The organism is Virgibacillus xinjiangensis (genome assembly GCF_042643145.1).
GTDB classification, from domain to species: domain Bacteria; phylum Bacillota; class Bacilli; order Bacillales; family Amphibacillaceae; genus Virgibacillus_O; species Virgibacillus_O xinjiangensis.
Genome location: NZ_JBHRSA010000027.1, coordinates 1 through 21,231, shown reverse-complemented (window position 1 = coordinate 21,231; position 21,231 = coordinate 1). Strand labels below are relative to the sequence as shown.

Annotated in this window: 20 protein-coding genes; 14 read left to right on the top strand and 6 right to left on the bottom strand. The window is 49.0% G+C overall.

Going from position 1 to position 21,231, the window contains the following annotated elements:
• The first annotated feature begins 29 nt into the window (after positions 1–29).
• Entirely contained in the window at positions 30–548 is a 519-nt protein-coding gene (locus tag ACFOGI_RS06510) for an acyl-CoA thioesterase (protein ID WP_390270240.1), read from the top strand.
• Positions 549–672: 124 nt separating this feature from the next.
• Complete coding sequence (locus ACFOGI_RS06505) at positions 673–2,100, top strand: alanine/glycine:cation symporter family protein (RefSeq protein ID WP_390270237.1); 1,428 nt, start codon at positions 673–675, stop codon at positions 2,098–2,100.
• A 96-nt stretch (positions 2,101–2,196) separates the two neighbouring features.
• Here the strand turns inward: ACFOGI_RS06505 and ACFOGI_RS06500 are convergent, their stop codons facing one another.
• Positions 2,197–2,532, bottom strand: a complete 336-nt coding sequence (locus ACFOGI_RS06500) for a winged helix-turn-helix transcriptional regulator (protein ID WP_390270234.1) — start codon at positions 2,530–2,532, stop codon at positions 2,197–2,199.
• Between the two features lie 218 nt (positions 2,533–2,750).
• On the opposite strand from ACFOGI_RS06500, the gene ACFOGI_RS06495 reads away from it, so the two are divergent.
• The 4 genes from ACFOGI_RS06495 to csaA are packed head-to-tail and all read left to right on the top strand — an operon-like array spanning position 2,751 to position 5,928.
• The gene (locus ACFOGI_RS06495) at positions 2,751–3,995 is read left to right on the top strand and encodes an aminopeptidase (RefSeq protein WP_390270231.1); all 1,245 of its coding nucleotides are present in this window, start codon (positions 2,751–2,753) and stop codon (positions 3,993–3,995) included.
• A 50-nt stretch (positions 3,996–4,045) separates the two neighbouring features.
• Positions 4,046–5,275 (top strand): DMT family transporter, encoded by a 1,230-nt coding sequence (locus ACFOGI_RS06490; RefSeq protein ID WP_390270228.1) that lies wholly within the window; start codon positions 4,046–4,048, stop codon positions 5,273–5,275.
• On the top strand, positions 5,263–5,553 hold the full coding sequence (locus tag ACFOGI_RS06485) for a DUF6958 family protein (RefSeq protein ID WP_390270278.1): 291 nt from the start codon (positions 5,263–5,265) through the stop codon (positions 5,551–5,553). The genes ACFOGI_RS06490 and ACFOGI_RS06485 overlap by 13 nt, the downstream gene beginning before the upstream one ends.
• Before the next feature lie 45 nt (positions 5,554–5,598).
• On the top strand, positions 5,599–5,928 hold the full coding sequence (gene csaA / locus ACFOGI_RS06480; protein WP_390270225.1) for a chaperone CsaA: 330 nt from the start codon (positions 5,599–5,601) through the stop codon (positions 5,926–5,928).
• A 244-nt stretch (positions 5,929–6,172) separates the two neighbouring features.
• Here csaA and recQ read toward each other — a convergent pair whose 3' ends face one another.
• Together recQ and brnQ are read right to left on the bottom strand one after the other, a co-directional pair.
• Positions 6,173–8,314 (bottom strand): DNA helicase RecQ, encoded by a 2,142-nt coding sequence (recQ, locus tag ACFOGI_RS06475; protein ID WP_390270222.1) that lies wholly within the window; start codon positions 8,312–8,314, stop codon positions 6,173–6,175.
• A gap of 234 nt (positions 8,315–8,548) precedes the next feature.
• Positions 8,549–9,844 carry a branched-chain amino acid transport system II carrier protein gene (gene brnQ, locus ACFOGI_RS06470; RefSeq protein ID WP_390270219.1) on the bottom strand — a complete coding sequence of 432 codons (1,296 nt, stop codon included), beginning with the start codon at positions 9,842–9,844 and terminating at the stop codon, positions 8,549–8,551.
• Between the two features lie 250 nt (positions 9,845–10,094).
• On the opposite strand from brnQ, the gene ACFOGI_RS06465 reads away from it, so the two are divergent.
• Positions 10,095–11,957: a cation:proton antiporter gene (locus tag ACFOGI_RS06465; protein ID WP_390270216.1), complete on the top strand. Its 1,863-nt coding sequence runs from the start codon at positions 10,095–10,097 to the stop codon at positions 11,955–11,957.
• A gap of 34 nt (positions 11,958–11,991) precedes the next feature.
• Here ACFOGI_RS06465 and ACFOGI_RS06460 read toward each other — a convergent pair whose 3' ends face one another.
• Positions 11,992–12,174, bottom strand: coding sequence for an SE1832 family protein (locus ACFOGI_RS06460; protein ID WP_390270275.1), 183 nt, complete (start codon positions 12,172–12,174; stop codon positions 11,992–11,994).
• Positions 12,175–12,243: 69 nt separating this feature from the next.
• Positions 12,244–13,344 carry an AI-2E family transporter gene (locus ACFOGI_RS06455; protein WP_390270272.1) on the bottom strand — a complete coding sequence of 367 codons (1,101 nt, stop codon included), beginning with the start codon at positions 13,342–13,344 and terminating at the stop codon, positions 12,244–12,246.
• Between the two features lie 231 nt (positions 13,345–13,575).
• On the opposite strand from ACFOGI_RS06455, the gene ACFOGI_RS06450 reads away from it, so the two are divergent.
• The 5 genes from ACFOGI_RS06450 to ACFOGI_RS06430 all read left to right on the top strand — a co-directional run bounded on the left by ACFOGI_RS06450 (position 13,576) and on the right by ACFOGI_RS06430 (position 16,907).
• Complete coding sequence (locus ACFOGI_RS06450) at positions 13,576–15,312, top strand: phospho-sugar mutase (RefSeq protein ID WP_390270212.1); 1,737 nt, start codon at positions 13,576–13,578, stop codon at positions 15,310–15,312.
• 152 nt (positions 15,313–15,464) lie between these two features.
• The gene (locus tag ACFOGI_RS06445) at positions 15,465–15,602 is read left to right on the top strand and encodes a hypothetical protein (protein WP_390270209.1); all 138 of its coding nucleotides are present in this window, start codon (positions 15,465–15,467) and stop codon (positions 15,600–15,602) included.
• 84 nt (positions 15,603–15,686) lie between these two features.
• Entirely contained in the window at positions 15,687–15,890 is a 204-nt protein-coding gene (locus ACFOGI_RS06440; protein ID WP_390270206.1) for a hypothetical protein, read from the top strand.
• A 155-nt stretch (positions 15,891–16,045) separates the two neighbouring features.
• Positions 16,046–16,396: a DUF488 domain-containing protein gene (locus tag ACFOGI_RS06435; protein WP_390270203.1), complete on the top strand. Its 351-nt coding sequence runs from the start codon at positions 16,046–16,048 to the stop codon at positions 16,394–16,396.
• 70 nt (positions 16,397–16,466) lie between these two features.
• Positions 16,467–16,907: an OsmC family protein gene (locus tag ACFOGI_RS06430; RefSeq protein ID WP_390270200.1), complete on the top strand. Its 441-nt coding sequence runs from the start codon at positions 16,467–16,469 to the stop codon at positions 16,905–16,907.
• Between the two features lie 40 nt (positions 16,908–16,947).
• On the opposite strand, the gene ligD is transcribed toward ACFOGI_RS06430, so the two are convergent.
• A complete protein-coding gene (gene ligD / locus ACFOGI_RS06425) occupies positions 16,948–18,738 on the bottom strand; it encodes a DNA ligase D (RefSeq protein ID WP_390270197.1) in 1,791 nt (596 codons plus the stop codon).
• Positions 18,739–18,848: 110 nt separating this feature from the next.
• Between ligD and ku the strand changes: the two genes are divergently transcribed.
• Together ku and ACFOGI_RS06415 are read left to right on the top strand one after the other, a co-directional pair.
• Entirely contained in the window at positions 18,849–19,709 is an 861-nt protein-coding gene (gene ku / locus ACFOGI_RS06420) for a non-homologous end joining protein Ku (RefSeq protein WP_390270194.1), read from the top strand.
• A gap of 210 nt (positions 19,710–19,919) precedes the next feature.
• Positions 19,920–20,921 (top strand): acyltransferase family protein, encoded by a 1,002-nt coding sequence (locus ACFOGI_RS06415; protein ID WP_390270269.1) that lies wholly within the window; start codon positions 19,920–19,922, stop codon positions 20,919–20,921.
• Positions 20,922–21,231 lie beyond the last annotated feature (310 nt).

Genomic DNA, 21,231 nt, shown 5'->3' with positions numbered 1-21,231 from the left:
ACCAGATTTGAATGTGGAGGAATGAATAGATGAAGAGAAAACCTTGCAGAGAATCATTTGTAGTGAAAACATCCCATGTGCTGCCGCCAGATACGAACAACTTCGGTACCTTGTTCGGTGGGAAGCTGATGGCACATATTGATGACGTGGCAGCGATTGCCGCAGTCCGGCATGCGAGAAACCCAGTGGTCACCGCTTCGACCGATTCCGTCGATTTTCTGGCGCCGGTCAACTTGGGGCATTCCATCTGTCTAGAGGCCTTCGTTACATGGACCCATCAAACGTCCATGGAAGTATTTGTGAAAGCAGTGACAGAGGATCTTCTTTCAGGGGAACGCAAAGTATGCACCACGGCATTTTTGACGTTCGTTGCAGTGGACGATGATGGCCGGCCGGTATCTGTACCGGATGTCTATCCGGAAACAGAGATGGAGAAGAAGCTTCATGCGGAAGCATCCGTCCGGGCACAACAAAGGAAAGAACGCCGAAAACAGTCCAAGCAGTTCGCTGCTGAATTTGGTACAGCATTCCCGTGGGACAGGACATAAAGAAAAGGTCTATTCCAGGAAGAGGTGAGGAATTCCCACCCTTCTGGTGCGTGCCGACCAACAGAGGTTGGCAAGGGAAGGTAAGTTTAAATTATGTACTAACATGAGAGGGGAAATAAACGTCATGGCTTTCATCGAATCGATCATCAGCACGGCCAATGATTTTCTCTGGTCGGGTGTACTGATTATCGCATTAATAGGTTTAGGTTTATATTTTACAATTCGGACAGGCTTTGTGCAGTTTCGCAACTTTCCGGACATGCTCAAGGTAGTCTTCGACAAACGGATGATCCAGGCATCGGGAAAGAAGGGGACTTCTTCCTTCCAGGCATTCGCCATCAGTGCCGCTTCCAGAGTAGGTACGGGCAACCTGGCAGGTGTCGCATCAGCGGTAGCGCTTGGAGGACCGGGCGCTGTCTTCTGGATGTGGCTGATTGCCTTGCTCGGAGCGGCTTCGGGTTTTGTGGAAAGTACGTTGGCACAGGTGTATAAGGTGCCAGAGAGGACCCAGTACCGCGGCGGACCTGCCTACTATATGGAGAAAGGTCTGAACAACCGCGTGCTTGCGGTCATCTTTGCCATTACCATTACATTCACCTATGGACTTGTCTTTAATTCTGTACAATCCAATACCATCAGCCTGGCATTTGCCGGACAGTATGATGTAGATGCTGGACTGATAGCGGCCATCTTGGTGGTACTTACAGCAGTGGTCATATTCGGCGGCCTTCGGAGCATTGCGAATGTCACCCAAATCATCATTCCGGTAGTTGCCATTCTCTATATCGGTATAGCTCTGTTAGTATTGCTGGTCAATATTACGCAAGTGCCGGAGATGATCTCCCTGATTGTTGCCAACGCATTCGGTATCAGGGAAGTGGCTGGCGGAGGTTTTGGAGCAGCCATCATGATGGGGATCAAGCGTGGCTTGTTCTCCAACGAAGCTGGGATGGGGAGTGCCCCGAATGCAGCTGCTACTGCCGAAGTGTCCCACCCGGTCAAGCAGGGGCTTATCCAGGCATTGGGTGTATTCTTTGATACCATCCTCATCTGCAGTGCCACAGCCTTCATTATTATTGCAGCGGGAGGATATGCCGGCAGTGAAGCAGATGGAATCCAGCTGACACAGAGTGCATTTAATATTCACCTCGGTGACTGGGCCGGTGGTTTTATCGCTTTTGCCATTTTCCTGTTTGCCTACAGCTCTATTTTAGGGAACTATTATTACGGGGAAAGCAATATTGCCTATGTCCGTCAATCCAGTCTTGCCCTATTCATCTATCGTATTGCCGTTCTTCTCATGGTGGTGTTCGGAGCGATAGCGACATTCGACCTCGTCTGGGCACTGGCAGATCTGACAATGGCCATCATGGCATTGATCAACCTGTATGCCATCACCCGACTGTTCCGGATTGTCAAACCGGTGTTGGAAGACTACCGCCGTCAACGGAAAGCAGGGAAGGACCCTGTTTTCTACCGAGATATTCTCGAAAACCAGGAGGGTATCGTGTACTGGGGGCGTGAACATTCCGGTGAAAAAGATATAGAATAAGGGCAAAAAAGCCGTAAAGCTCTCTAGTCACGAGCTTTCCGGCTTCTTGCTTCTTAAAAGGCATAAAAAAGAGGCTGCATGACAGCCATCCTTGTATTAGACATTTTGTTCGTCCGATTGCACTTCTTCCTGTGTAATATGAGCTTCGGCCCAATCCTGAATGTCTCTGATGACAGGTTCCAAAGCCCTTCCTTTATCAGATAGGGAATATTCGATGCGGACAGGGAACTCAGAATAGATGGTCCGTTCCACAATCCCTTCTTTTTCCAGCATCTTCAGCCGATCGGAGAGCAAACGCCCACTGATGGGAAGATCTGCCTCCATCTCGGAGAATCGCTTGGTGCCTTTCAGCAGATCGAATAAAATAAGACCGACCCAGCGAGTACTTAAGAGACCCATGGCTTTTTCAAAACGGGGACATAGGTTATCCATGATTTCACCTCACTCTATGGTATCCATACGGCTGGCATCTATACTAAACAATAGTTACTTATTATAACTGTCCTTCTATCGTAACATATTCGGCCCTCCGCGTAAACTTCCCGGTCATATCGTACTGATTCCTTTGAACTGGTGTGATAGATTATTTTGGAAATTTCCTGCTGATTGTGAAATAATGGCGATACAAAAAACTTTCTGGAGGTAGAATTATGGTAAGCCAGCAGACACAGGAGAAATATGCCCAATTGGCGCTCCGAACCGGGGTCAATTTGCAAAAAGGCCAAGCACTGATGATCAATGCGCCGATTGAGGGAGCGGACTTTACGAAAATCGTCGCCCGCAAAGCTTATGAAATGGGTGCCAAGAATGTGCATATCAACTGGGTGGATGATGAACTGACACTGTTAAAGTATGAGAATGCTCCAGACGAAGTGATTGAAGACTTTCCGGAATGGAAGGTACAAATGCATGATACTTTTGCGGAGGATGGGACAGCTGTCTTGAATATCCGTTCCACGAATCCCGATCTGTTGAAGAACATTGATCCGGAGCGGGTGGCCAAAGCCAACAAGGCTGCCGCAGAAGCGATGAAGAATTTCCGCAAATACACCATGAACGATAAGATTCCATGGTCGATCATTTCCATCCCTACTGGTGACTGGGCACAGAAAATCTTCCCCGAGAAATCGAGGGAGGATGCCATTGAAAGCCTATGGGATGCCATTGTGAAAATTGTCCGTGTCGACCAGGATGATCCGGTTGCTGCATGGGAAGCCCATAATGAAACACTAAGGACCGCCCGTGAAGTGCTGAATGAGAAAAAATATAAAAAGCTGGTCTTCAAGGCGCCAGGCACCAACTTGGAGATGGAACTTCCAGCAGGTCATATCTGGAAAGGCGGCTCTGCCCAGGCAGAAACAGGAGTGACCTTCAATCCGAACATGCCGACAGAAGAAGTGTTTTCCCTTCCGCATAAATATGGGGTGAATGGCACGGTATCCAGCACCAAGCCACTTAATTATGGGGGCAGCTTGATCGATAACTTCAGCCTGACGTTCAAGGATGGGAAAGTGGTCGATTTCAAGGCGGAGCAAGGTGAAGAAACACTCCGGCATCTGCTTGATTCCGATGAAGGGGCCAAACGTCTGGGAGAAGTGGCGCTCGTACCGGATGAATCACCTGTATCGCAGTCGGGCTTGATTTTCTATAACACTTTGTTCGATGAGAATGCCTCCTGCCACATCGCCCTTGGAAAAGCCTATCCGACCAACGTGGAAGGCGGAGCAGAAATGGACGATAACCAGTTGGACCAACATGGAGTCAATGACAGCTTGACCCATGTGGACTTCATGATCGGGTCCGACCAGCTGGATATTGACGGTGTCATGGACGATGGCACAGAAGAAGCAGTCTTCCGCAATGGAACCTGGGCACTTGATGTAAAAGGGAATTAAGCATGTCAGCGCCATGTCCTCCAGGGGGCATGGCGCTTTTCATTAGATAGATGGGGGATATCAGCGGGAGAGCTGGTATATCGCCAGGAGGCAGAAGAAATCAGCAGGAGAGCTGGAATATCGCCAGGAGGCAGAGGGAATCAGCAGGAGAGCCGGGATATCGCCAGGAGGCAGAAGGAATCGGCAGGAGAGCGTGGAAATCGCTAGGAGGCAGAGGGAATCGGCAGGAGAGCCGGGATATCGCCAGGAGGCAGAGGGAATCGGCAGGAGAGCCGGGATATCGCCAGGAGGCAGAGGGAATCGGCAGGAGAGCCGGGATATCGCTAGGAGAGCGGAGAAATCAGCAGTACATTTACCGGGAGAGGAGGCTAATCATTCATGCTTATTTGTTCATGATGCTTGTAGTGTTTTTCTATGCGGGAAATATTCTGACGGGAAAAGCACTGAACGACTTACCGCCGATTACCATCGCTTTTTTCCGTTTGCTGGTGGCGACGATGGTTCTGTTGCCACTCGGTCTGAATGGGGCATGGCAATATCGGAATACGTTTATTGCTTTTAAGGCGCCATTTCTATTAATGACGGTAACTGGCATCACGTTTTTCAATACATTCATTTACTGGTCATTGAATTATACCACCGCAACAAAAGTCTCTGTCCTGGAGACGGCCATCCCTGTAGTGACGGTACTTTTGAGTGCTGGCATACTGAAGGAAAAGCTTCAAGGTCTGCAATGGGCCGGTGTGCTTCTATCCTTTTTTGGTGCGGTATGGGTAGTTTTGGATGGTGATTTTTCTGCTGCCGGGGGGATGGGATGGAATGCAGGCGATGCAATTATGTTGGCGGCAATTGCTTCTTGGGCTGTATACTCCATCTGTGTCAAGCAGTATATGCACCATTTTCCTGCATATGGAGCACTATTTGTCATGAGCGGTATTTCTTTAGTGGTATTATTTCCTCTCATGCTGGCAGAATGGATGGTAACAGGACTCCCTGCGGTAAGTTGGAGCCAAGTCGGCGGTCTCTTCTACTTAGGTATTTTCCCCTCGTTCATCGCCCTCATCCTATATAATCATGCAGTTAGCGAACTGGGGCCCTCCAAGGCATCTGTATTCTTGAATTTCCTTCCAGTAGTGACGATGGCTGGAGCCTATCTATGGCTGGGAGAAAAGATTACATTGAATCAGTTGTTTGGAGCGACGCTGGTCATCATGGGGGTTATGCTGACGAGCCGGTCCGGCGAAAGCAGGAGAAATAGAAGGGCAGGATTTGCCAAGTAAATAGGATAGAAAAGATACAATGGCTGAATCCGAACTCTGATAAACAAGGGGCGCGCATTTCGGCAGTTAAATATGAAGAAGTAAAAGAGACTATTCTGGAAGTACTGAAGGGACAGGAGCAAATTACCTTTAAACAATTCATGTCGATCGTGTCGGATAAATGGAAGCAGAATGAATTTGAGGGTTCTCCATCTTGGCACTGCACCGCTGTCAAGTTGGATTTGGAAGCCAGAGGGATCATCAAGCGGGAGAACAGCGGCAACCCGCAGAAAATATAGCTCGCTGAAAACTAGGGAATAACCGACGAAAAGGAGGAAAGCAGGATGGCAACTATTGAGGACTTTAGCAAATTGGATGTGCGGATCGGTACGATTATCAAGGCTGAACCGTTCCCAGAAGCAAGAAAACCAGCGATAAAATTGAAGATTGACTTTGGAGAACTGGGAGTGAAGCAGTCCTCCGCCCAGATTACCAAACGGTATGTGTCCGATCAGTTGGTGAATCGGCAGGTGGCTGCCGTGGTCAACTTCCCGCCCATGCGGGTGGCAGGGTTTAAATCGGAAGTGCTGGTGCTTGGCGGTGTACCTGGTGACGGAGATGTCGTACTGCTCCGGCCGGATGAGCAAGTAGAAAATGGCACACCAATCAGCTGAAAAAACGCCATACCCGAAAGCAGGGTATGGCGTTTTGATTGGGTAGTTGTGTGTTGGAGTGAATGAGCGGATGTGTGGCCCGAGTGGCAGGTGTTGCGGCCTGAGTGAGCGGGAGCGTGGCCTGAGTGGCAGATGCTGTCGCCCGAGTGGACGGTGTTGTGGCCTGAGTGGGAGGATCTTCGGCCCAAGCGAGCAGAACTGAGGCCCGGGAAGCATGTGGATGCACACGTCCCGGGCCTGGATGCTATAGTATTCCATTTTTCACTAATACTGCTTTGATTTTTGTATAATCATAGTCTTCGGGCAATGCTTCTTTGAGTGGCTTCAACTTCGGTTCCTCTACTTCTTCTCGGGCTGCCAGGACGCGTGCCTCCTCTTGTTCATTGAAAAAGATTCCCCATGCAATAGGATGTCCTTCTTTGAACGCTTTGAATAGGTGGCTTTCCACTGTCTGGGTCGATAATTCCCGAATTGCTGCAATATCTTTCAAGGACTTTCCTGACTGGAACATTTGATAGCTTGCCAGATGGCTTGGGCGTTCATCATCTGTTCTCTTCTGCTGGCGTTTTGGCTGTGGTGCGTCAGAAATCCGGATTTTCTTCTTAACGTCGGGATTCCTGTCCCGCCATTCCTGGATGCAGGCAAGAAATTCCTTTCCATATTGTTCGTACTTTTTCTCTCCGACCCCTTTGATATCCAGCATATCCTCTTCCGTTACCGGAAAGTAGCGGCTCAGTTCTTTTAAGGTGGCATCGGAGAACAGGACATATGGTGGTACATTCCGTTCATCTGCCAGCCTCTTCCGGAGATTTCGGAGAGAAAGGAATAGATCTTCTTGATAATCTGCGTCTTCACTGGATGGGATGGGCGCTGTATACATCTCCACCGTTCTTCTGCCTTTGAGTACATCGACCGAATTCTGATTCAGTTTCAGGATCGGGAACCGGCCTTCCTCCGTATCCAATAGCTGCTCAGCGATCAGAAAATGGATCCACTCTGTCAATTCCCGTTCGGTATAGGCCGAAAGAATCCCATACGTCGAGAGAGATGCCAGACCGAATTCCTTCAGCTTCTTGTCCCTTGAGCCTTTCAGCACTTTAGCGGTCATCCCGACACCGAAACGCTCTCCCATCCGTTTGACACAGGAGAGAATCATCTGTGCTTCAGTGGTAAGATCGGTTTTCTCCTGACGTTCCAGGCAATTGCTGCAGCGGCCGCATGTTTCTCTGGCTCCGTCATCATGAAAATAGTCAAGGATGAAGGAGGTGAGGCATCCATGGGTATGGCAGTAATTGATCATCGCCTGCAACTTTCGGTATTCCAGCTGTTTCGCTTCATCCTCCATCATGGATTGTTCGATCAGGAATTTCTGCAGCTGGATATCCTGTGGGGAAAACAGCAGGATGCAGTCACTGGGTTCTCCGTCACGTCCCGCCCTGCCGGCTTCCTGGTAGTACGATTCGATGTTCATCGGCATCGCATAGTGGATCACGTACCGCACATTGGATTTATCAATGCCCATCCCAAACGCATTGGTGGCAATCATGACCGTTTTTTCATCGTGGATAAAGGCTGCTTGGGCTAGCTTCCGTTCTTCTTCGGTCAGACCACCATGGTACTTGGCAACGTGGACACCGCGGCTGGACAACTGGTCATATAGGCTGTCGGTCTGCTTCCGTGTTGCTGTGTAGATGATCCCTGATTCTTCTGGATGCTCTTCCAGAAACGAGCGGATATAGCTGCTGCGATCCCTGCCCTTCACCAGGTGGAAAGAGAGGTTCTCCCGTTCGAAACCTGTATTGATCACATGTTCCATGTGCAGGAGACCCTGGATATCTCCAATGACCTCTTTCGTCGCCGTTGCAGTTAGCGCTACGAATACAGGTATATTGGAAAGCTGTTTCAGGTTGCTGATGATCGAGCGGTAGCTTGGACGGAAATCATGCCCCCATTGGGAAATGCAGTGGGCCTCGTCAAATGCAACCAAGGAGAGGGGGATATTCCGGATAACTTGGACAAAGCGCCCGGATTCAAACCGTTCTGGTGCTACGTAGACAAATTTGTATTCTCCCGCTGCAATTCCTGCCAGGACAGTCTGTTGTTCTGCGTTGGACAGAGAGCTGTTGATATAGGCGGCAGAAATGCCGAGTGAGTTCAAGGAATCTACCTGGTCCTTCATCAAGGAGATAAGCGGGGAGATGATGATGGCGGTTCCATCACGGGAGAGGCCGGGGATTTGATAGCACAGCGATTTTCCGCCGCCCGTGGGCATGACTGCCAGTGTGTTTTCCAACTTGAGGATGTGTTCAATGGTTTCCTTCTGACCGGGACGGAAAGATTCATAGCCAAAATAGGTTTTCAGGATCTCTTCTTCTTTAACAAGCATCGGCGCTGGTCCTCCTTTTACTAGATTAATCCTAACATATTTTTCGCGGAAAGCGGACAAGCTTTAGACAATTTACAAGGACTGGTTGGCCTCATGAATCGTTGGGGCTGATTTAAATGGAGAAACAATTGAGATAAAAGAGGGAACGGAGAACTTCCATAGATATCCGTCGGCAGCCTATCTTTTCCCATTAAAATGGAAGTGCCCTAGCGGCACTTCCGAATGGTATCCTATTTATTCCGCCCTTCCATTCTCCTTGCCGAACAGGAAGAAGCCGATGAGTCCGCCGATGATGGCAGGAACAAGCCAGCCGAGGCCAATGCCGAAGAACGGCAGGTATTCCATGACGGGGGTGATCCCGGTGAGTTCAAGGCCGAATGCGGTCAACCCGTCATACAGGCTGGTAATGGCGGTGAACAAGATGGCGCCGCGGTATACACCTTTTCTTCCCCCGAACAGCTTGTCCAGGAATGTCAACAAGATCAGGACAATGGCAATCGGATAAATGAAAGTCAATACGGGTACAGATATGCTGATGATTGTCTCAAGCCCTTGATTTGCTATAAGAAAGCTGGCAACCGTCACAATCGAGATGATCCATTTATAGGAAAATGGAGTGACTTTGACAAAAAACTGCCCGGAGGCAACGACGAGCCCGACAGAAGTGGTGAAACAGGCTAAGGTGACGATGACTCCGAGGAGCAGGGTGCCAAAACTGCCGAAAATTAAATCAGCTGCATTCGAGAGTATATTTCCTCCATTGGTGTAGGAGCCATGGGCTGCCATCTTAGATCCAATCCAGCCAAGCACCCCATAAACGGCGGTTAAACCGATGCCAGCGACAAGTCCAGCTTTCAATGTGGCTGGCACTAACTGTTTCGGTGAATGGTACCCCCTGTCCTTGAACGCATTGACCACGATGATGCCAAAAGCCAGCGCGGCAATAGCGTCCATCGTCAGGTAACCCTCAAGGAACCCGGTGAATAGTGGAGTGCTTGCATAATCTTGTCCCGGCGTACCGGCCGGGTTGTCAAAAAGAAGCAAGGCACCAATACTCAAACCGATAATCGCTGTCAATAGGATAGGCGTCAGGTATTGGCCGATCCGGTCCACCATACGGGATGGATTCAGACTCACCAAGAAGACCAGACTGAAGAAAATAAGCGTAAAGATGAGTAAAGCAGTGCCGGAAGTTCCATCCGTAAAAGGCTGTACACTCATTTCATAGCCGACGGTCGCTGCTCTCGGAATGCCGAAAAAAGGGCCGATGGCAAGATAAACGGTGGATGTAAATAGCAGACCGAACAAGGGGTGGACTCGGTCAGCCAGTTCCCTGGCGTCATTCTTCACAAAGGATATGGCTGTAACTGCCAGGATCGGAAGACCGACACCGGTCAGGATAAAACCAAAAATTGCCGGCCAGTAGGCAGTTCCTGCTTCTATACCAAGCACCGGCGGATAGATCAGATTGCCGGCGCCAAAGAATAGAGCAAACAGCATAAAGCCAATAATAAATATATCTTTCCTCATAAGAGAGGCTCCCTTCCATATTTTTCAATATAATCAGACAAAACAAAATACAATAATAATCTGAGAAGTTATTGCTTCTGGCAAACAAGAATTAATCCTAACAAGCCCATTGTCGTCTGTCAACGAGTTTATTTAATTGAGGGAAAAATATGAGCATATCCATTATTGCCGATAAGAATAAAATTGTTTACATCCCTCTCTATCATCTATAGAATATCTGTTATACAAAAAGGGAATGGAGGGTTACCCCATGGAACTTTCACTTTTGTTTGAGATCATGCTCGTCTTTCTCCTTGGGATCGGCTCTCAGTGGGTTGCATGGCGCTACCGGCTGCCGGCCATTGTCATCATGGCTGCGACCGGGCTGCTTGCCGGGCCATTACTGGGAATTATTCATCCGGAGGAGAATTTCGGAGCTTTATATAGTCCGATCATTTCGGTCGCAGTTGCAATCATCCTATTTGAAGGCAGTTTGAACCTCAGTTTCAAAGAATTGAGGGGATTGGGCAAGCCGATTTTCCGTATTTCCACGGTTGGCGCATTCATTGCCTGGATTCTTGGTTCCCTGACGGCCCATTATATTGCCGGGCTTTCCTGGGCGGTGGCATTCGTCATCGGCGGTTTGTTCATTGTGACAGGCCCAACGGTGATCATGCCCCTGCTTCGTCAGTCGAAGCTGAAGCCAAGGCCTGCTAAGGTACTGAAATGGGAAGGCATCATTGTTGATCCGATCGGTGCCTTGCTTGCGGTGTTTGCATTTGAAATCATCACGTTCATCACCGCAGACAATCCCGATGGCACCTTGCTCATCATGTTCTTTGCTGCATCCTTATTTGCCGCTATTTTCGGTTGGTTTTGCGGGAAAGGGATCGGCTGGATGTTCGAGACTGGCCATATGCCTGAATTCCTGAAGTCGCCGGCCGTATTCACGGTAGTTATCGCCTGTTTCACGGTGGCAGATGAGATCATGCATGAAACTGGGCTGCTTTCTGTAACGGCCATGGGGATCACCCTTGCCAATATGGGCATCAGTTCGATTTCTGATATGCGGCACTTCAAGGAAAATGTATCCATCCTATTGATCTCAGCAATCTTCATCATGCTGACAGCGTCCCTGGAAATGGAGACGATCTATCAGATTTTCAGCCCGAATATCATCGGATATGTCCTGTTGATGATGTTCATCGTGCGGCCCTTGTCGATCTTCCTGTCCACCGCTGGTACGGACATGACTTTCAATGAGAAGGCATTGGTGGGTTGGATTGCACCGAGGGGCATCGTGGCCCTGACGGTTTCCGGCTATTTTGCTACCATTTTGATGGAATCAGGCTATGAAGATGCAGATCTTTTGACGGCCCTCACATTTGCCTTGGTGATTTTCACGGTAATCGCCCATGGTTTTTCCATTAGCTGGATGTCCCAAAAACTGGGACTTTCCATGGAAGGTACGCCAGGTGTGTTAATTGTAGGAAGCAACCAATTCACTGTCCGTCTGGCGAGTTCCCTGCAGACCTCCGATGTACCGGTTCTCATTGTTGATTCCTCCTGGGAAAGGCTGCGGATTGCCAGGAAAGCAGGCGTGCCATTCTATCATGGAAGCATGCTTTCCGAACAGACGGAATACAATCTTGATACCATGCCATATGATTATCTGATTGCGGCGACCGATGATAATGCGTACAACGCATTGGTCTGTACGACATTCATCCCGGAATACGGCCGGATGAATGTGTTCAAGGTAAGCCCATATCGTCCATATGAGAATGGTTCCAGTGTGATGGTTTCCAAAGTAGGGGGGCGAATCCTGTTCGACAAAAAGTTCCCGATGGAGATTCTCAATGATAAATTGAATGAAGGCTATGTATTCCGCAAGACCAAGCTGAGGGAGAGGTTCACCTATCAGGATTACTTGAAGGAGAAGGATGAGGCCACCGTATTCCTTTATCTTCTCCGGCCGTCCGGCATGCTGAAATTCTACTCCGAAGAAATGAGGACAGTTCCAGCTATTGGTGACACGATCATCAGCCTGACGCCCCCGAACAAGGAAAAGGCAAAAATCCAGGCGAAGCTCGAGAATCAGCGGGCAATCAACAATAAAAATGAACAAAAATAAAACAAAGCGTGAAGCCGATGTGCTTCACGCTTTGTTATTCTTCCATATCGTCCAGTTTCTTATTGATTTCAGCAATTTCCCCTTCCAGCCGGATCAGCTGGCCTTCAGCAGAAGATACCCTGCCTTTCACATACTCCAATTTATCCAGATCACTCTGGATCCGCACATAGTCGGATTTGAGTTCATCCAGTTTTGCCTGTAGTTCCCTTTTGGTCATTGTCATATCCATTCCCCTCTCTGTCTATCAGTGTAGCGGAAAGCAGGCAGAGAGGGCAAGGGGACTGGGTCAAATCAGGGCATCCTTCTCATCTTTTCTTGAGTCAGCATAGGTCTGATAAAAATGGACAATAATTGTCTTGGCCACTGCATAGAATGGAACGGCGAAGACAATTCCGATGAATCCGGCGATACTTCCCGCCGCAAGGATGACGGTGATGATGGTAAGCGGATGTAGGTGCAATGCCTGTCCCATCACATTCGGGGAAATCAGGTTGCTTTCTATCTGCTGGGCGACCAGCATGATGATCGACACCCAAATCAGGTTCATCGGATCCTGGATGGCCCCGACGATCAATGCTGGTACGACGGCGATATATGGCCCGATAAAAGGGATGACATTGGTCATCATGCCGAATAAGGAAAGTGTCAGGGCATAATCCAAGCCAATGATCAAATAGCCGATGAACAGCATGACCCCTACGAAAAAGCTGACGATCAACTGTCCTTGAATAAAGGCGGACAAGACATGGTCGACCTTGCCAAGCAGGCTTCGCAGGTTTTTTGCTTTCTTCGGACTGAATATTTGAGTGATGAACGGTACCAGCTTTTCTTCATCCTTCAACATGAAGAACAGGAAAAATGGAATCAGGACAAGCCCAGCAATAATGGTGAACAGCTGGCCGAGGAAACCGCCGATCATGCTGACCAGATTATTCAGGCTGTTTTCGATGATTGTCGGCAGTTTCGCTGTAAAGTCGTTGATGGCATCCAAGACAGGTGCCGGCAGCAGCGAATAGTTATCTTGCCAGTAGTCGATGAATTCTTCCACCGATCTCACCATCCCGGGAATGGCCTCCAACAAATTGGTGACCTGTCTCTGGGCGATCGGCCAGATGTACAGGATGAATAAGGTCACAAGCAGGATGATCAGGAGGTAAACGAGAATGATAGAAACAATCCGGTTGATGTTGAAGCGTTCGAATAAGTGCATGATCGGTTTTGTCAGGTAGAAGAGCAGTCCAGCGCCGAGGACCGGGAATGCAACGGCTCCGATCAGCTGAACCACCGGCATGAAAATGAAGTCGGTAATGGAAACAAGCCAGATCAGCAGAAACAGCATGATCAGGAATGTCATAACATGGAACCATTTTTTATGTAGCAGCATCATCACGAAATCACGACCTTGTCCAAAGTTTATCAGTGGTTGACGTTCGTTCAGGAAAGGAAAACAGCTTCTGTCCTGAAGCAAGTCATACTTATTATCTATCATACCTTAAAAATAAGATTGAGAGAAAGTCTTATTAATATAACCGATTCAGTAAGCGGTTAAACTAGTGCATAGAATATTAGAGGGAAGTATGTTAAAATCTGACCATATAAAATAATGGGGGATATGAGGATGTCTAATTGGGAAGCAGTCTATGAAAAATGGAATACATACGAGAATTTGGATCCTTCTTTAAAAAAACAACTCGGCGATATGCAGGAAGATGAAACCGCTTTGGAGGATGCCTTCTACCAGGAGTTGACGTTTGGCACCGGCGGCATGAGGGGTGTCCTCGGGCCGGGAACAAACCGGATGAATATCTATACGGTTCGGAGAGCCGTAAATGGGCTGGCCAATCATCTGCTTGCCAACCGGGTCAATGTCAGGGACCGCGGGGTGGCAGTGGCTTACGACTGCAGGTACATGTCGAAGGAGTTTGCGGTGGAAACAGCAAAAGTGCTGGGGTCCTATGGCATCCGGGCACATGTGTTCAAGTCCTTGAGACCGACGCCATTGCTTTCTTTCACTGTCCGCCACCTCGGTGCGGCGGCCGGTGTCATGATTACCGCCAGCCATAACCCTCCAGAATATAATGGCTTCAAGGTGTACAACGAAGACGGCGGACAGATCACACCGCAAGAGGCAGATGAGATCATTGAAGCTATCCGCCGGACGGAAGATGAATTGACCGTGCCGTATCTGGAAGTGGACAAGCTGGAAGAGGATGAACTGGTGAACTGGATCGGGGAAGAAGTGGATCATGCCTATTTGGATAGGTTGAAGCAAGTCTCCAAATTGGAAGACGATGAGCAGGAGCGGAAGAAGGAGATGGGAATCGTCTTCACTCCATTGCATGGAACTGCACACGACCTGGTACTGGAAGGACTGGGTCAGTTGAACTTCACCAATGTAGATGTAGTGAAGGAACAGGCCGTTCCAGATCCGGAATTTTCCACGGTAAAATCCCCTAATCCGGAAGAACATCAGGCATTCACCCTGGCAATGGAGCAAGGGAAGGAAAAACAGGCAGCCATCCTGCTTGGCACGGACCCGGATGCAGACCGTCTCGGTGTAGCCGTGAAGAATGAAGCAGGGGAATATGAAGTGTTGACCGGCAATCAGCTGGGATCGTTGCTGCTGGATTACATCCTGACACATACTGATGAGCATGTTCTGAAGACGGCCCGCATGGTGAAGACGGTAGTCACCACAGAATTAGGTCGTTCCATCGCTGATTCCTACGGCGCCAAAACCATCGATACGCTGACAGGATTCAAGTATATCGGCGAGAAGATCCATCAGTTCGACTCCAGCGGGGAGACGTTCATCTTTGGCTTTGAAGAGAGCTATGGATACCTGATATCCAGTTTTGCCCGGGATAAAGATGCAGTACAGGCTGCCGTAATGGCCTGTGAAATGGCATATTACTGGGACAAACAGGGGAAAACCTTGCTGGACGCCCTGGATGTCATCTATGAGAAGCACGGATATTATCTGGAAGGGATGTCATCCTTGACCCTGAAAGGCAAGGAAGGGTCCGAGATGATTGCCTCCATCATGGAAAGTGTCCGCACCAAGCCATTTAAGGAAATCGGCGGATTCGCCGTCCAACAGACAGAGGATTATTTGGCAGGAGAGCGGACAATTGCAGGCGATGGCGGCCAAGAACCCATCACCCTTCCGAGAGAAAATATGCTGAAATTCATATTGGATGAAGAGGCATGGGTATGTCTGCGCCCATCTGGGACCGAACCAAAGATCAAATATTACTATGGCGTCTGTGGAAGCAGCAAGGAAGACAGTCGCCGCAAAATGGAAACCATCAAGCAGGCATTGGATGAAGCAGTCAATCAGATGATGCACAAGTAACTGCCTGAGCCATGCGGATCGGTGCTTGCTGTAGGAAGAGATAGTAGAATAGCTAAAGCAAACATGGCCAGTGGCCGTTAGTATATAGGGACTTTGTAATGACTTTTGCCTGCTGGCAGAAGTCATTTTCTTTTATGACGGCAGGAGGACGTGTGGGGAATCAGCCGGAGCCGGGGGAAATCCGCCGGACGAGCAGGAAATCGGCAGTAGCGGTAGGATATCGGCCGGACATGCGGGGAATCAGCCGAAGCCGGGGGAAATCCGCGGGACGAGCAGGAAATCGGCAGTAGCGGTAGGAAATCCGCCGGACAAGCAGGAAATCGGCAGTAGCGGTAGGAAATCGGCCGGAGCGGTAGGATATCCGCGGGACATGCGTGATATCAGCAGGAGCGGTAGAATATCGGCCGGACGAGCAGGAAATCGGCAGTAGCGGTAGGATATCGGCCGGACATGCGGGGAATCAGCCGAAGCCGGGGGAAATCCGCCGGACGAGCAGGAAATCGGCAGTAGCGGTAGGAAATCCGCCGGACAAGCAGGAAATCGGCAGTAGCGGTAGGAAATCGGCCGGACAAGCGTGAAATCGGCAGTAGCGGTAGGAAATCCGCGGGACGAGCAGGAAATCGGCAGTAGCGGTAGGATATGCGCCGGACAAGCGTGGAATCGGCCGGAGCCGGGTGAGATCCGCCGTTCATGCCTGCACTAAGTTATACTTGATCTAAGGAGGGGGCCACCGATGACAGTGAAAGTAAAAAGAATCTATGAGAAACAAGAATCGGATGATGGGTTGAGAATTTTAGTGGATCGGGTGTGGCCGCGTGGAGTGGCCAAGAAGGAGGCTGTGCTGGACCATTGGTTGAAGGAGGTAGCTCCTTCTACGGAGTTGCGAAAGTGGTTCGGCCATGATGCTGATAAATTTTCTGAATTCAGCCAAAAGTACAGGGAAGAACTGGCACAGGGAGAGCAAAAAGAGGCCTGGGATAAACTGGAGAATTTAGCAAGGGAACAGGATGTGACACTCGTTTTTGCTGCAAAAGATACAACACACAACCAGGCTGTCGTACTGAAGGAATTGCTGGAGAAGTAAAGAATTCGGAGGCAGCCCTGTGCTTTGACGAGACCGATTCCTAAGGTAAAATGACAGAGAGGTGATCAATATGGCAGAACATCATTTTCATTTACAGGCAGACTGGCCGGGCGGCAGAAATAGTGAAGGGACCATTGCAGCCGGGAATTTGCAGACGAAGATTTCGATTCCGCCCGAAATGGATGGTCCGGGAATCGGAACCAATCCGGATGAAATGCTATTGGGGGCAGCTGCAACCTGCTATATCATTACCCTTGCGGCGATGATCGAACGGGCTGCCCTGCCATTGGATGAAATGTCCTTGGAATCAGAAGGCATTGTCGATGTGACCAATGGAGTATTCACGTATAAGAAAATCATCCACCGGCCGACGGTTTCATTGAAACAACAGGCGGACAGCCGACAGCATGAAAAGTTGAAGCAGCTTGTCGAAAAAGCCGAGAAAAGTTGCATGATTTCCCGGGCAATACAGGGAAATGTCGAATTAGAGCTGGAGCCGTCGTTATCTTGAGCCAAAAACCTCTTCCATCTGGGAGAGGTTTTTCTATTGCTCAGGATTGAATCAGCTTCATTAACTGTTCCAGTTTCTGCTTTTTGCCTGCTTTTTGGTAGTCGCGAAACGGACAACCATGATGCTGGACTCGCTTGATCGTGTTTTTCAGTGTGAAACTCCCAGGGTCCAGGTCTTCATTGACTTCCTCCCAGAAAAGAGGAGCAGCTACCGTACCGTCTTGCGTCATTCTTGGGGAGTAGGGGGCAATCAAGGTCTTGTCACGGCCATGCTGGACATAGTCGATGTACAATCTGCCATTCCGCTTGTTTTTCATCCGTTCTGTTGTAAATAAATCCGGGTGGGCGTTTTCCACCGTCCAGGCAATTGCTTGTGTGAAAACCGCTGTTTCTTGATAAGTAATGGATTCCTCGGGGATCGGGATATGGATCTGCAAACCTTTATTGCCCGAGGTTTTCACGAAGGAGATGAGTCCCAGGTCATCCAACAGCGGTTTGATCAACAGGGCTGCCTTGACGGCGAGATGGAATTTTCCCCGGTCAGGCGGATCGAGGTCAAAGACAATCTCCACTGGTGTATCCTTCTTTATCTGTTGAAAGGGAATATGGTATTCAACCGCCCCATGGTTGGCGAACCAGACCAAAGCATCCAGGTTGTCACAGACCATCAGCTGTTCGTCCCCGGCCGGAATGCCGGTAATGAAGCCCGGCGCGTAGGAAGGGAGGTGTTTTTGAAAAAAGTATTCACTGTCCACCCCATCTGGGCAGCGGATGACGGTCAATGCCCGGTTTTCCAGAAATGGCAGCATATACGGGGCCAGTGCTCGGATATAGGTGAGGAGATCGCCTTTTGTAAAGCTTTTTTCCGGCCAAAATATCTTGTTGGTATTAGTGAGTTCCACGGATTCAGGGAGCATGGCCATATCCAGCTCCAGCTGCTCGATGGTGCAATGCTCCGGTGGCACGGAAGGCAGCAACTCGGCGAACTCCGGCTCTCTCAGTTCATCTTGGTACAGATCGAGAGTATGGATGCGTGCACAAATGGCTGGAGGAAGCAGGAATGCATCCTTCTGCTTTTCTCCCCTTGAAGTGAAAATTTCCCTCAACGTCGCTGCAGTATCGGCATCAAGGCCGTGCTTGCATTTTCCGATGATCTTGATCTTCTCTTGATCAAACACACCTACCGTATAGTAGCCGTTTTCGGGATGGTAGCTGCTCAAGAAACCTTGGATGGTGCGCCAATTCTTGATCTTGAACCAGTCGCGATGGTTTTTGCCATCTCTGTACAAGCTGTCTATCCGTTTAGCGACAACACCTTCTCCCTTGTGTTCGGTCAGTTTCTTCCAAATCCGGTCGGGGTCGGGGTCGGGTTCCACCCCTTCCATACCGAGCTTCTGCAGGACTTCTTGAAGCAGCTCTTTTCTCTCTTGAAGCGGCGTTTTCTTCAGATCTTTTCCTTCTTTTTCAACCATATCAAACAGACGGAGTGCTGCAGGTCTTTCTGCGGCGGCTGCTTGGATGCCGGCAGAATTCTTCAATCGACCGCGCTGCTGCAGTCGGGCAAAATTCGCTTGGTAGGGAGTGTTCAGTATGACCAGTTCACCGTCCAATTTCAGTGGCAGCATGTCCTTCACCGAATCGCTTGCAGACAGCAATTGCTGCTTCACCTCCGGAAATGAAGCGGTCAGATCTTTGTTGTTCCTGCTGACCAGCTGAATGGAATTTTCTTTCTCCCATACGACTTGGCAACGGAAACCGTCATATTTTATTTCATATACCCACTCATTCCCTTGGGGCATGTCTGCACTTGGAATTGGCTTCATGATGTCCATCCGAATCCCTCCCTTTTTTCTTTAGCGTGGCTAAGAACGGAAAAAATAAACGGCATTTCGGATAAGATGCCTGCATACCGGCAGACTAAGGAGAAAGGGAGGGAATAGCCATGCATACGATGTGGAAGGGGACCATCAGCTTCGGGCTGGTCAATATCCCTGTGAAAATGCATGCCGCAACAGAGAATAAGGACATCAAACTGAGGCAGCTGCATAAGGAATGCCAATCCCCGATCAAGTATGAAAAAACCTGTCCGGTTTGTGATAAAGAAGTGGAAAACGACGATATCGTGAAAGCATATGAATATGCCAAAAATAAATTTGTCATCCTTGAGGAAGAAGAACTGAAGGCCCTGCGGAAAGAGCAGGAGGATAAGTCGGTCGAAATCGTCGACTTTGTGGACCTCGAGGAAATCGATCCGATCTATTTTGAAAAGACTTATTTCCTCTCACCGAATGAGGGTGGAGGCAAAGCGTATGGACTGCTGCGAAGCGCTCTGACGGATACCGGCAAAATAGGGATCGCTAAGATGATCATCCGATCGAAGGAGCAGCTGGCAGTGATCCGTGTGTATAAAAACACCCTGGTAGCTGAAACAATCCATTATCCGGATGAAGTCCGTGATGTGCAAGACGTTCCGAACGTGCCGGACGAGGTCAAAACAGATGAAAAAGAACTGGAAACAGCCAAAATGCTAGTAGAGCAATTGACGACGGAGTTCACTCCGGAAAAGTATACGGATGAATACCGTACCGCCCTGATGGAGTTGATTGAAGAGAAGAAGAACAACAAGGATTATACGGCTGCTGCACCTGCACCAGAAGGAAAGCCGGCTCCAGACGCGGCAACCAACCTGATGGATGCCCTGCAGGCTTCCTTGGACAGGGCCAAAAAAGACAAACCGAAGCCGTCCCAACCGAAGTCAAAGACAAAAGAAAAGACCGTCAAAAAGAAGAAAGCCGCCACATAAAGCCTCCCATGTGGAGGCTTTTTTTGCAGGGAGACAAAGTCCCTGAACAGATTCTGATCTGTCTACCCTAATTATTCCATCATTTTTTCAGTTCCGTTACATCTTCCTAACAACTCCCTGAAAACAGGCGGTTACATAGATATTTATGTTTGATAAAGGGTATAGTGGGGGTATAACAATTTGTTGAATAAAGAGAAGGGATGGATTTCCATGGAGCGGAACGCCTTTTTCGATAATGCGAAGGTACTGTTGATTTTCCTCGTAGTATTCGGGCATATAATCCAGCCGTTCATCAGTGAATCGCAGGGGATGAACACTTTGTATTTCTGGATTTATACCTTCCATATGCCTGCGTTTATTCTCTTGTCGGGATTTTTTGCAAGAGGATCAGGAGATAAAGGCTATATTAAAAAACTGGCAAAAAAACTATTGCTTCCTTATTTTATTTTCCAAGCCCTATACACAGGTTATTATTTCTTGATCGGAAAGGAAGCTTGGCTGAACGGGTTGTTCTACCCACACTGGTCCCTTTGGTTCCTGTTCAGTTTATTCTGTTGGCATGTGCTGCTATACTGGTTCAAGAAAATACCGGCACCGCTTAGTATCCTGCTGGCTGTCCAGCTTGGTTTGATTGTCGGATACTTCGGGGACATCGGCCACACCTTCAGTCTTTCCCGTACGTTCGTGTTTTTCCCATTTTTCCTCGCTGGATACTGGATAACGGAGAAACAGATCATGCAGGTGAAACGGCAATGGGTGAAGGTTGCCTCCATCGGAATCATGGGGGTTGTTGCTGCAGCCATCCACTTTGCTCCGGAGTTTTCTTCCGGCTGGCTGCTCGCTTCCAAATCGTACGGAGACTTAGGTGCAGCTGAAGCTGGCAGCCTCTTGCGATTCGTGGTGTATTTGACAGCTGCTTTAATGACGATCAGTGTGTTGGCATGGGTCCCGAAAAAGCATACATGGTTTACAGATATAGGAACAAGGACTTTGTATGTCTACCTGTTGCATGGTTTCTTCATTCAATTTTTCCGTGCAGCCGACCTATTCAAGGTTAATAATGCTTTCGATGTGTTGGGATTGGCAGCCATATCAGCGCTGATTGTGCTGCTGCTTTCCAGCAGGCCGATCGTCGGCTTGTGGCAACCGATGATTGAGGGGAAATTCACATTGCTGAAGAAACTAGGAAAAGGAAACAGCACCACGGTATAAGTATGAACATGAAAAAGCGGACGGCCTCCATGGCTGTCCGCTTTTTCTCTAGGTGAAGAAAGGCATTCCTCTACCCTGATTTTTCATGAATCTCCTCAGAATTAATAAACGACTGTTTGCCTCAAGGGGATGGAGATAACACTGTATCAGCGGAGGAAATATACGCAGACTCCTATGGGAGGACAGGCCTAGGTGAGACCCCGAAGTGCGATAGCCCTCGGAGGCTCATCAGCCGCACGTAAAAATGACCTGACCCCCATAAGTTAGAGTAAAAATAATTTATGGGGGTTAGGTTTATGGAAAAATACAG

Excerpts from the sequence above, each read along its gene's own strand:
- ACFOGI_RS06510 (WP_390270240.1), top strand. The coding sequence starts at position 30 with ATGAAGAGAAAACCTTGCAGAGAATCATTTGTAGTGAAAACATCCCAT.
- ACFOGI_RS06505 (WP_390270237.1), top strand. The coding sequence starts at position 673 with ATGGCTTTCATCGAATCGATCATCAGCACGGCCAATGATTTTCTCTGG.
- ACFOGI_RS06500 (WP_390270234.1), bottom strand. The coding sequence starts at position 2,532 with ATGGATAACCTATGTCCCCGTTTTGAAAAAGCCATGGGTCTCTTAAGT.
- ACFOGI_RS06495 (WP_390270231.1), top strand. The coding sequence starts at position 2,751 with ATGGTAAGCCAGCAGACACAGGAGAAATATGCCCAATTGGCGCTCCGA.
- ACFOGI_RS06490 (WP_390270228.1), top strand. The coding sequence starts at position 4,046 with ATGGGGGATATCAGCGGGAGAGCTGGTATATCGCCAGGAGGCAGAAGA.
- csaA (WP_390270225.1), top strand. The coding sequence starts at position 5,599 with ATGGCAACTATTGAGGACTTTAGCAAATTGGATGTGCGGATCGGTACG.
- recQ (WP_390270222.1), bottom strand. The coding sequence starts at position 8,314 with ATGCTTGTTAAAGAAGAAGAGATCCTGAAAACCTATTTTGGCTATGAA.
- brnQ (WP_390270219.1), bottom strand. The coding sequence starts at position 9,844 with ATGAGGAAAGATATATTTATTATTGGCTTTATGCTGTTTGCTCTATTC.
- ACFOGI_RS06465 (WP_390270216.1), top strand. The coding sequence starts at position 10,095 with ATGGAACTTTCACTTTTGTTTGAGATCATGCTCGTCTTTCTCCTTGGG.
- ACFOGI_RS06460 (WP_390270275.1), bottom strand. The coding sequence starts at position 12,174 with ATGACCAAAAGGGAACTACAGGCAAAACTGGATGAACTCAAATCCGAC.
- ACFOGI_RS06455 (WP_390270272.1), bottom strand. The coding sequence starts at position 13,344 with ATGATGCTGCTACATAAAAAATGGTTCCATGTTATGACATTCCTGATC.
- ACFOGI_RS06450 (WP_390270212.1), top strand. The coding sequence starts at position 13,576 with ATGTCTAATTGGGAAGCAGTCTATGAAAAATGGAATACATACGAGAAT.
- ACFOGI_RS06435 (WP_390270203.1), top strand. The coding sequence starts at position 16,046 with ATGACAGTGAAAGTAAAAAGAATCTATGAGAAACAAGAATCGGATGAT.
- ACFOGI_RS06430 (WP_390270200.1), top strand. The coding sequence starts at position 16,467 with ATGGCAGAACATCATTTTCATTTACAGGCAGACTGGCCGGGCGGCAGA.
- ligD (WP_390270197.1), bottom strand. The coding sequence starts at position 18,738 with ATGGACATCATGAAGCCAATTCCAAGTGCAGACATGCCCCAAGGGAAT.
- ku (WP_390270194.1), top strand. The coding sequence starts at position 18,849 with ATGCATACGATGTGGAAGGGGACCATCAGCTTCGGGCTGGTCAATATC.
- ACFOGI_RS06415 (WP_390270269.1), top strand. The coding sequence starts at position 19,920 with ATGGAGCGGAACGCCTTTTTCGATAATGCGAAGGTACTGTTGATTTTC.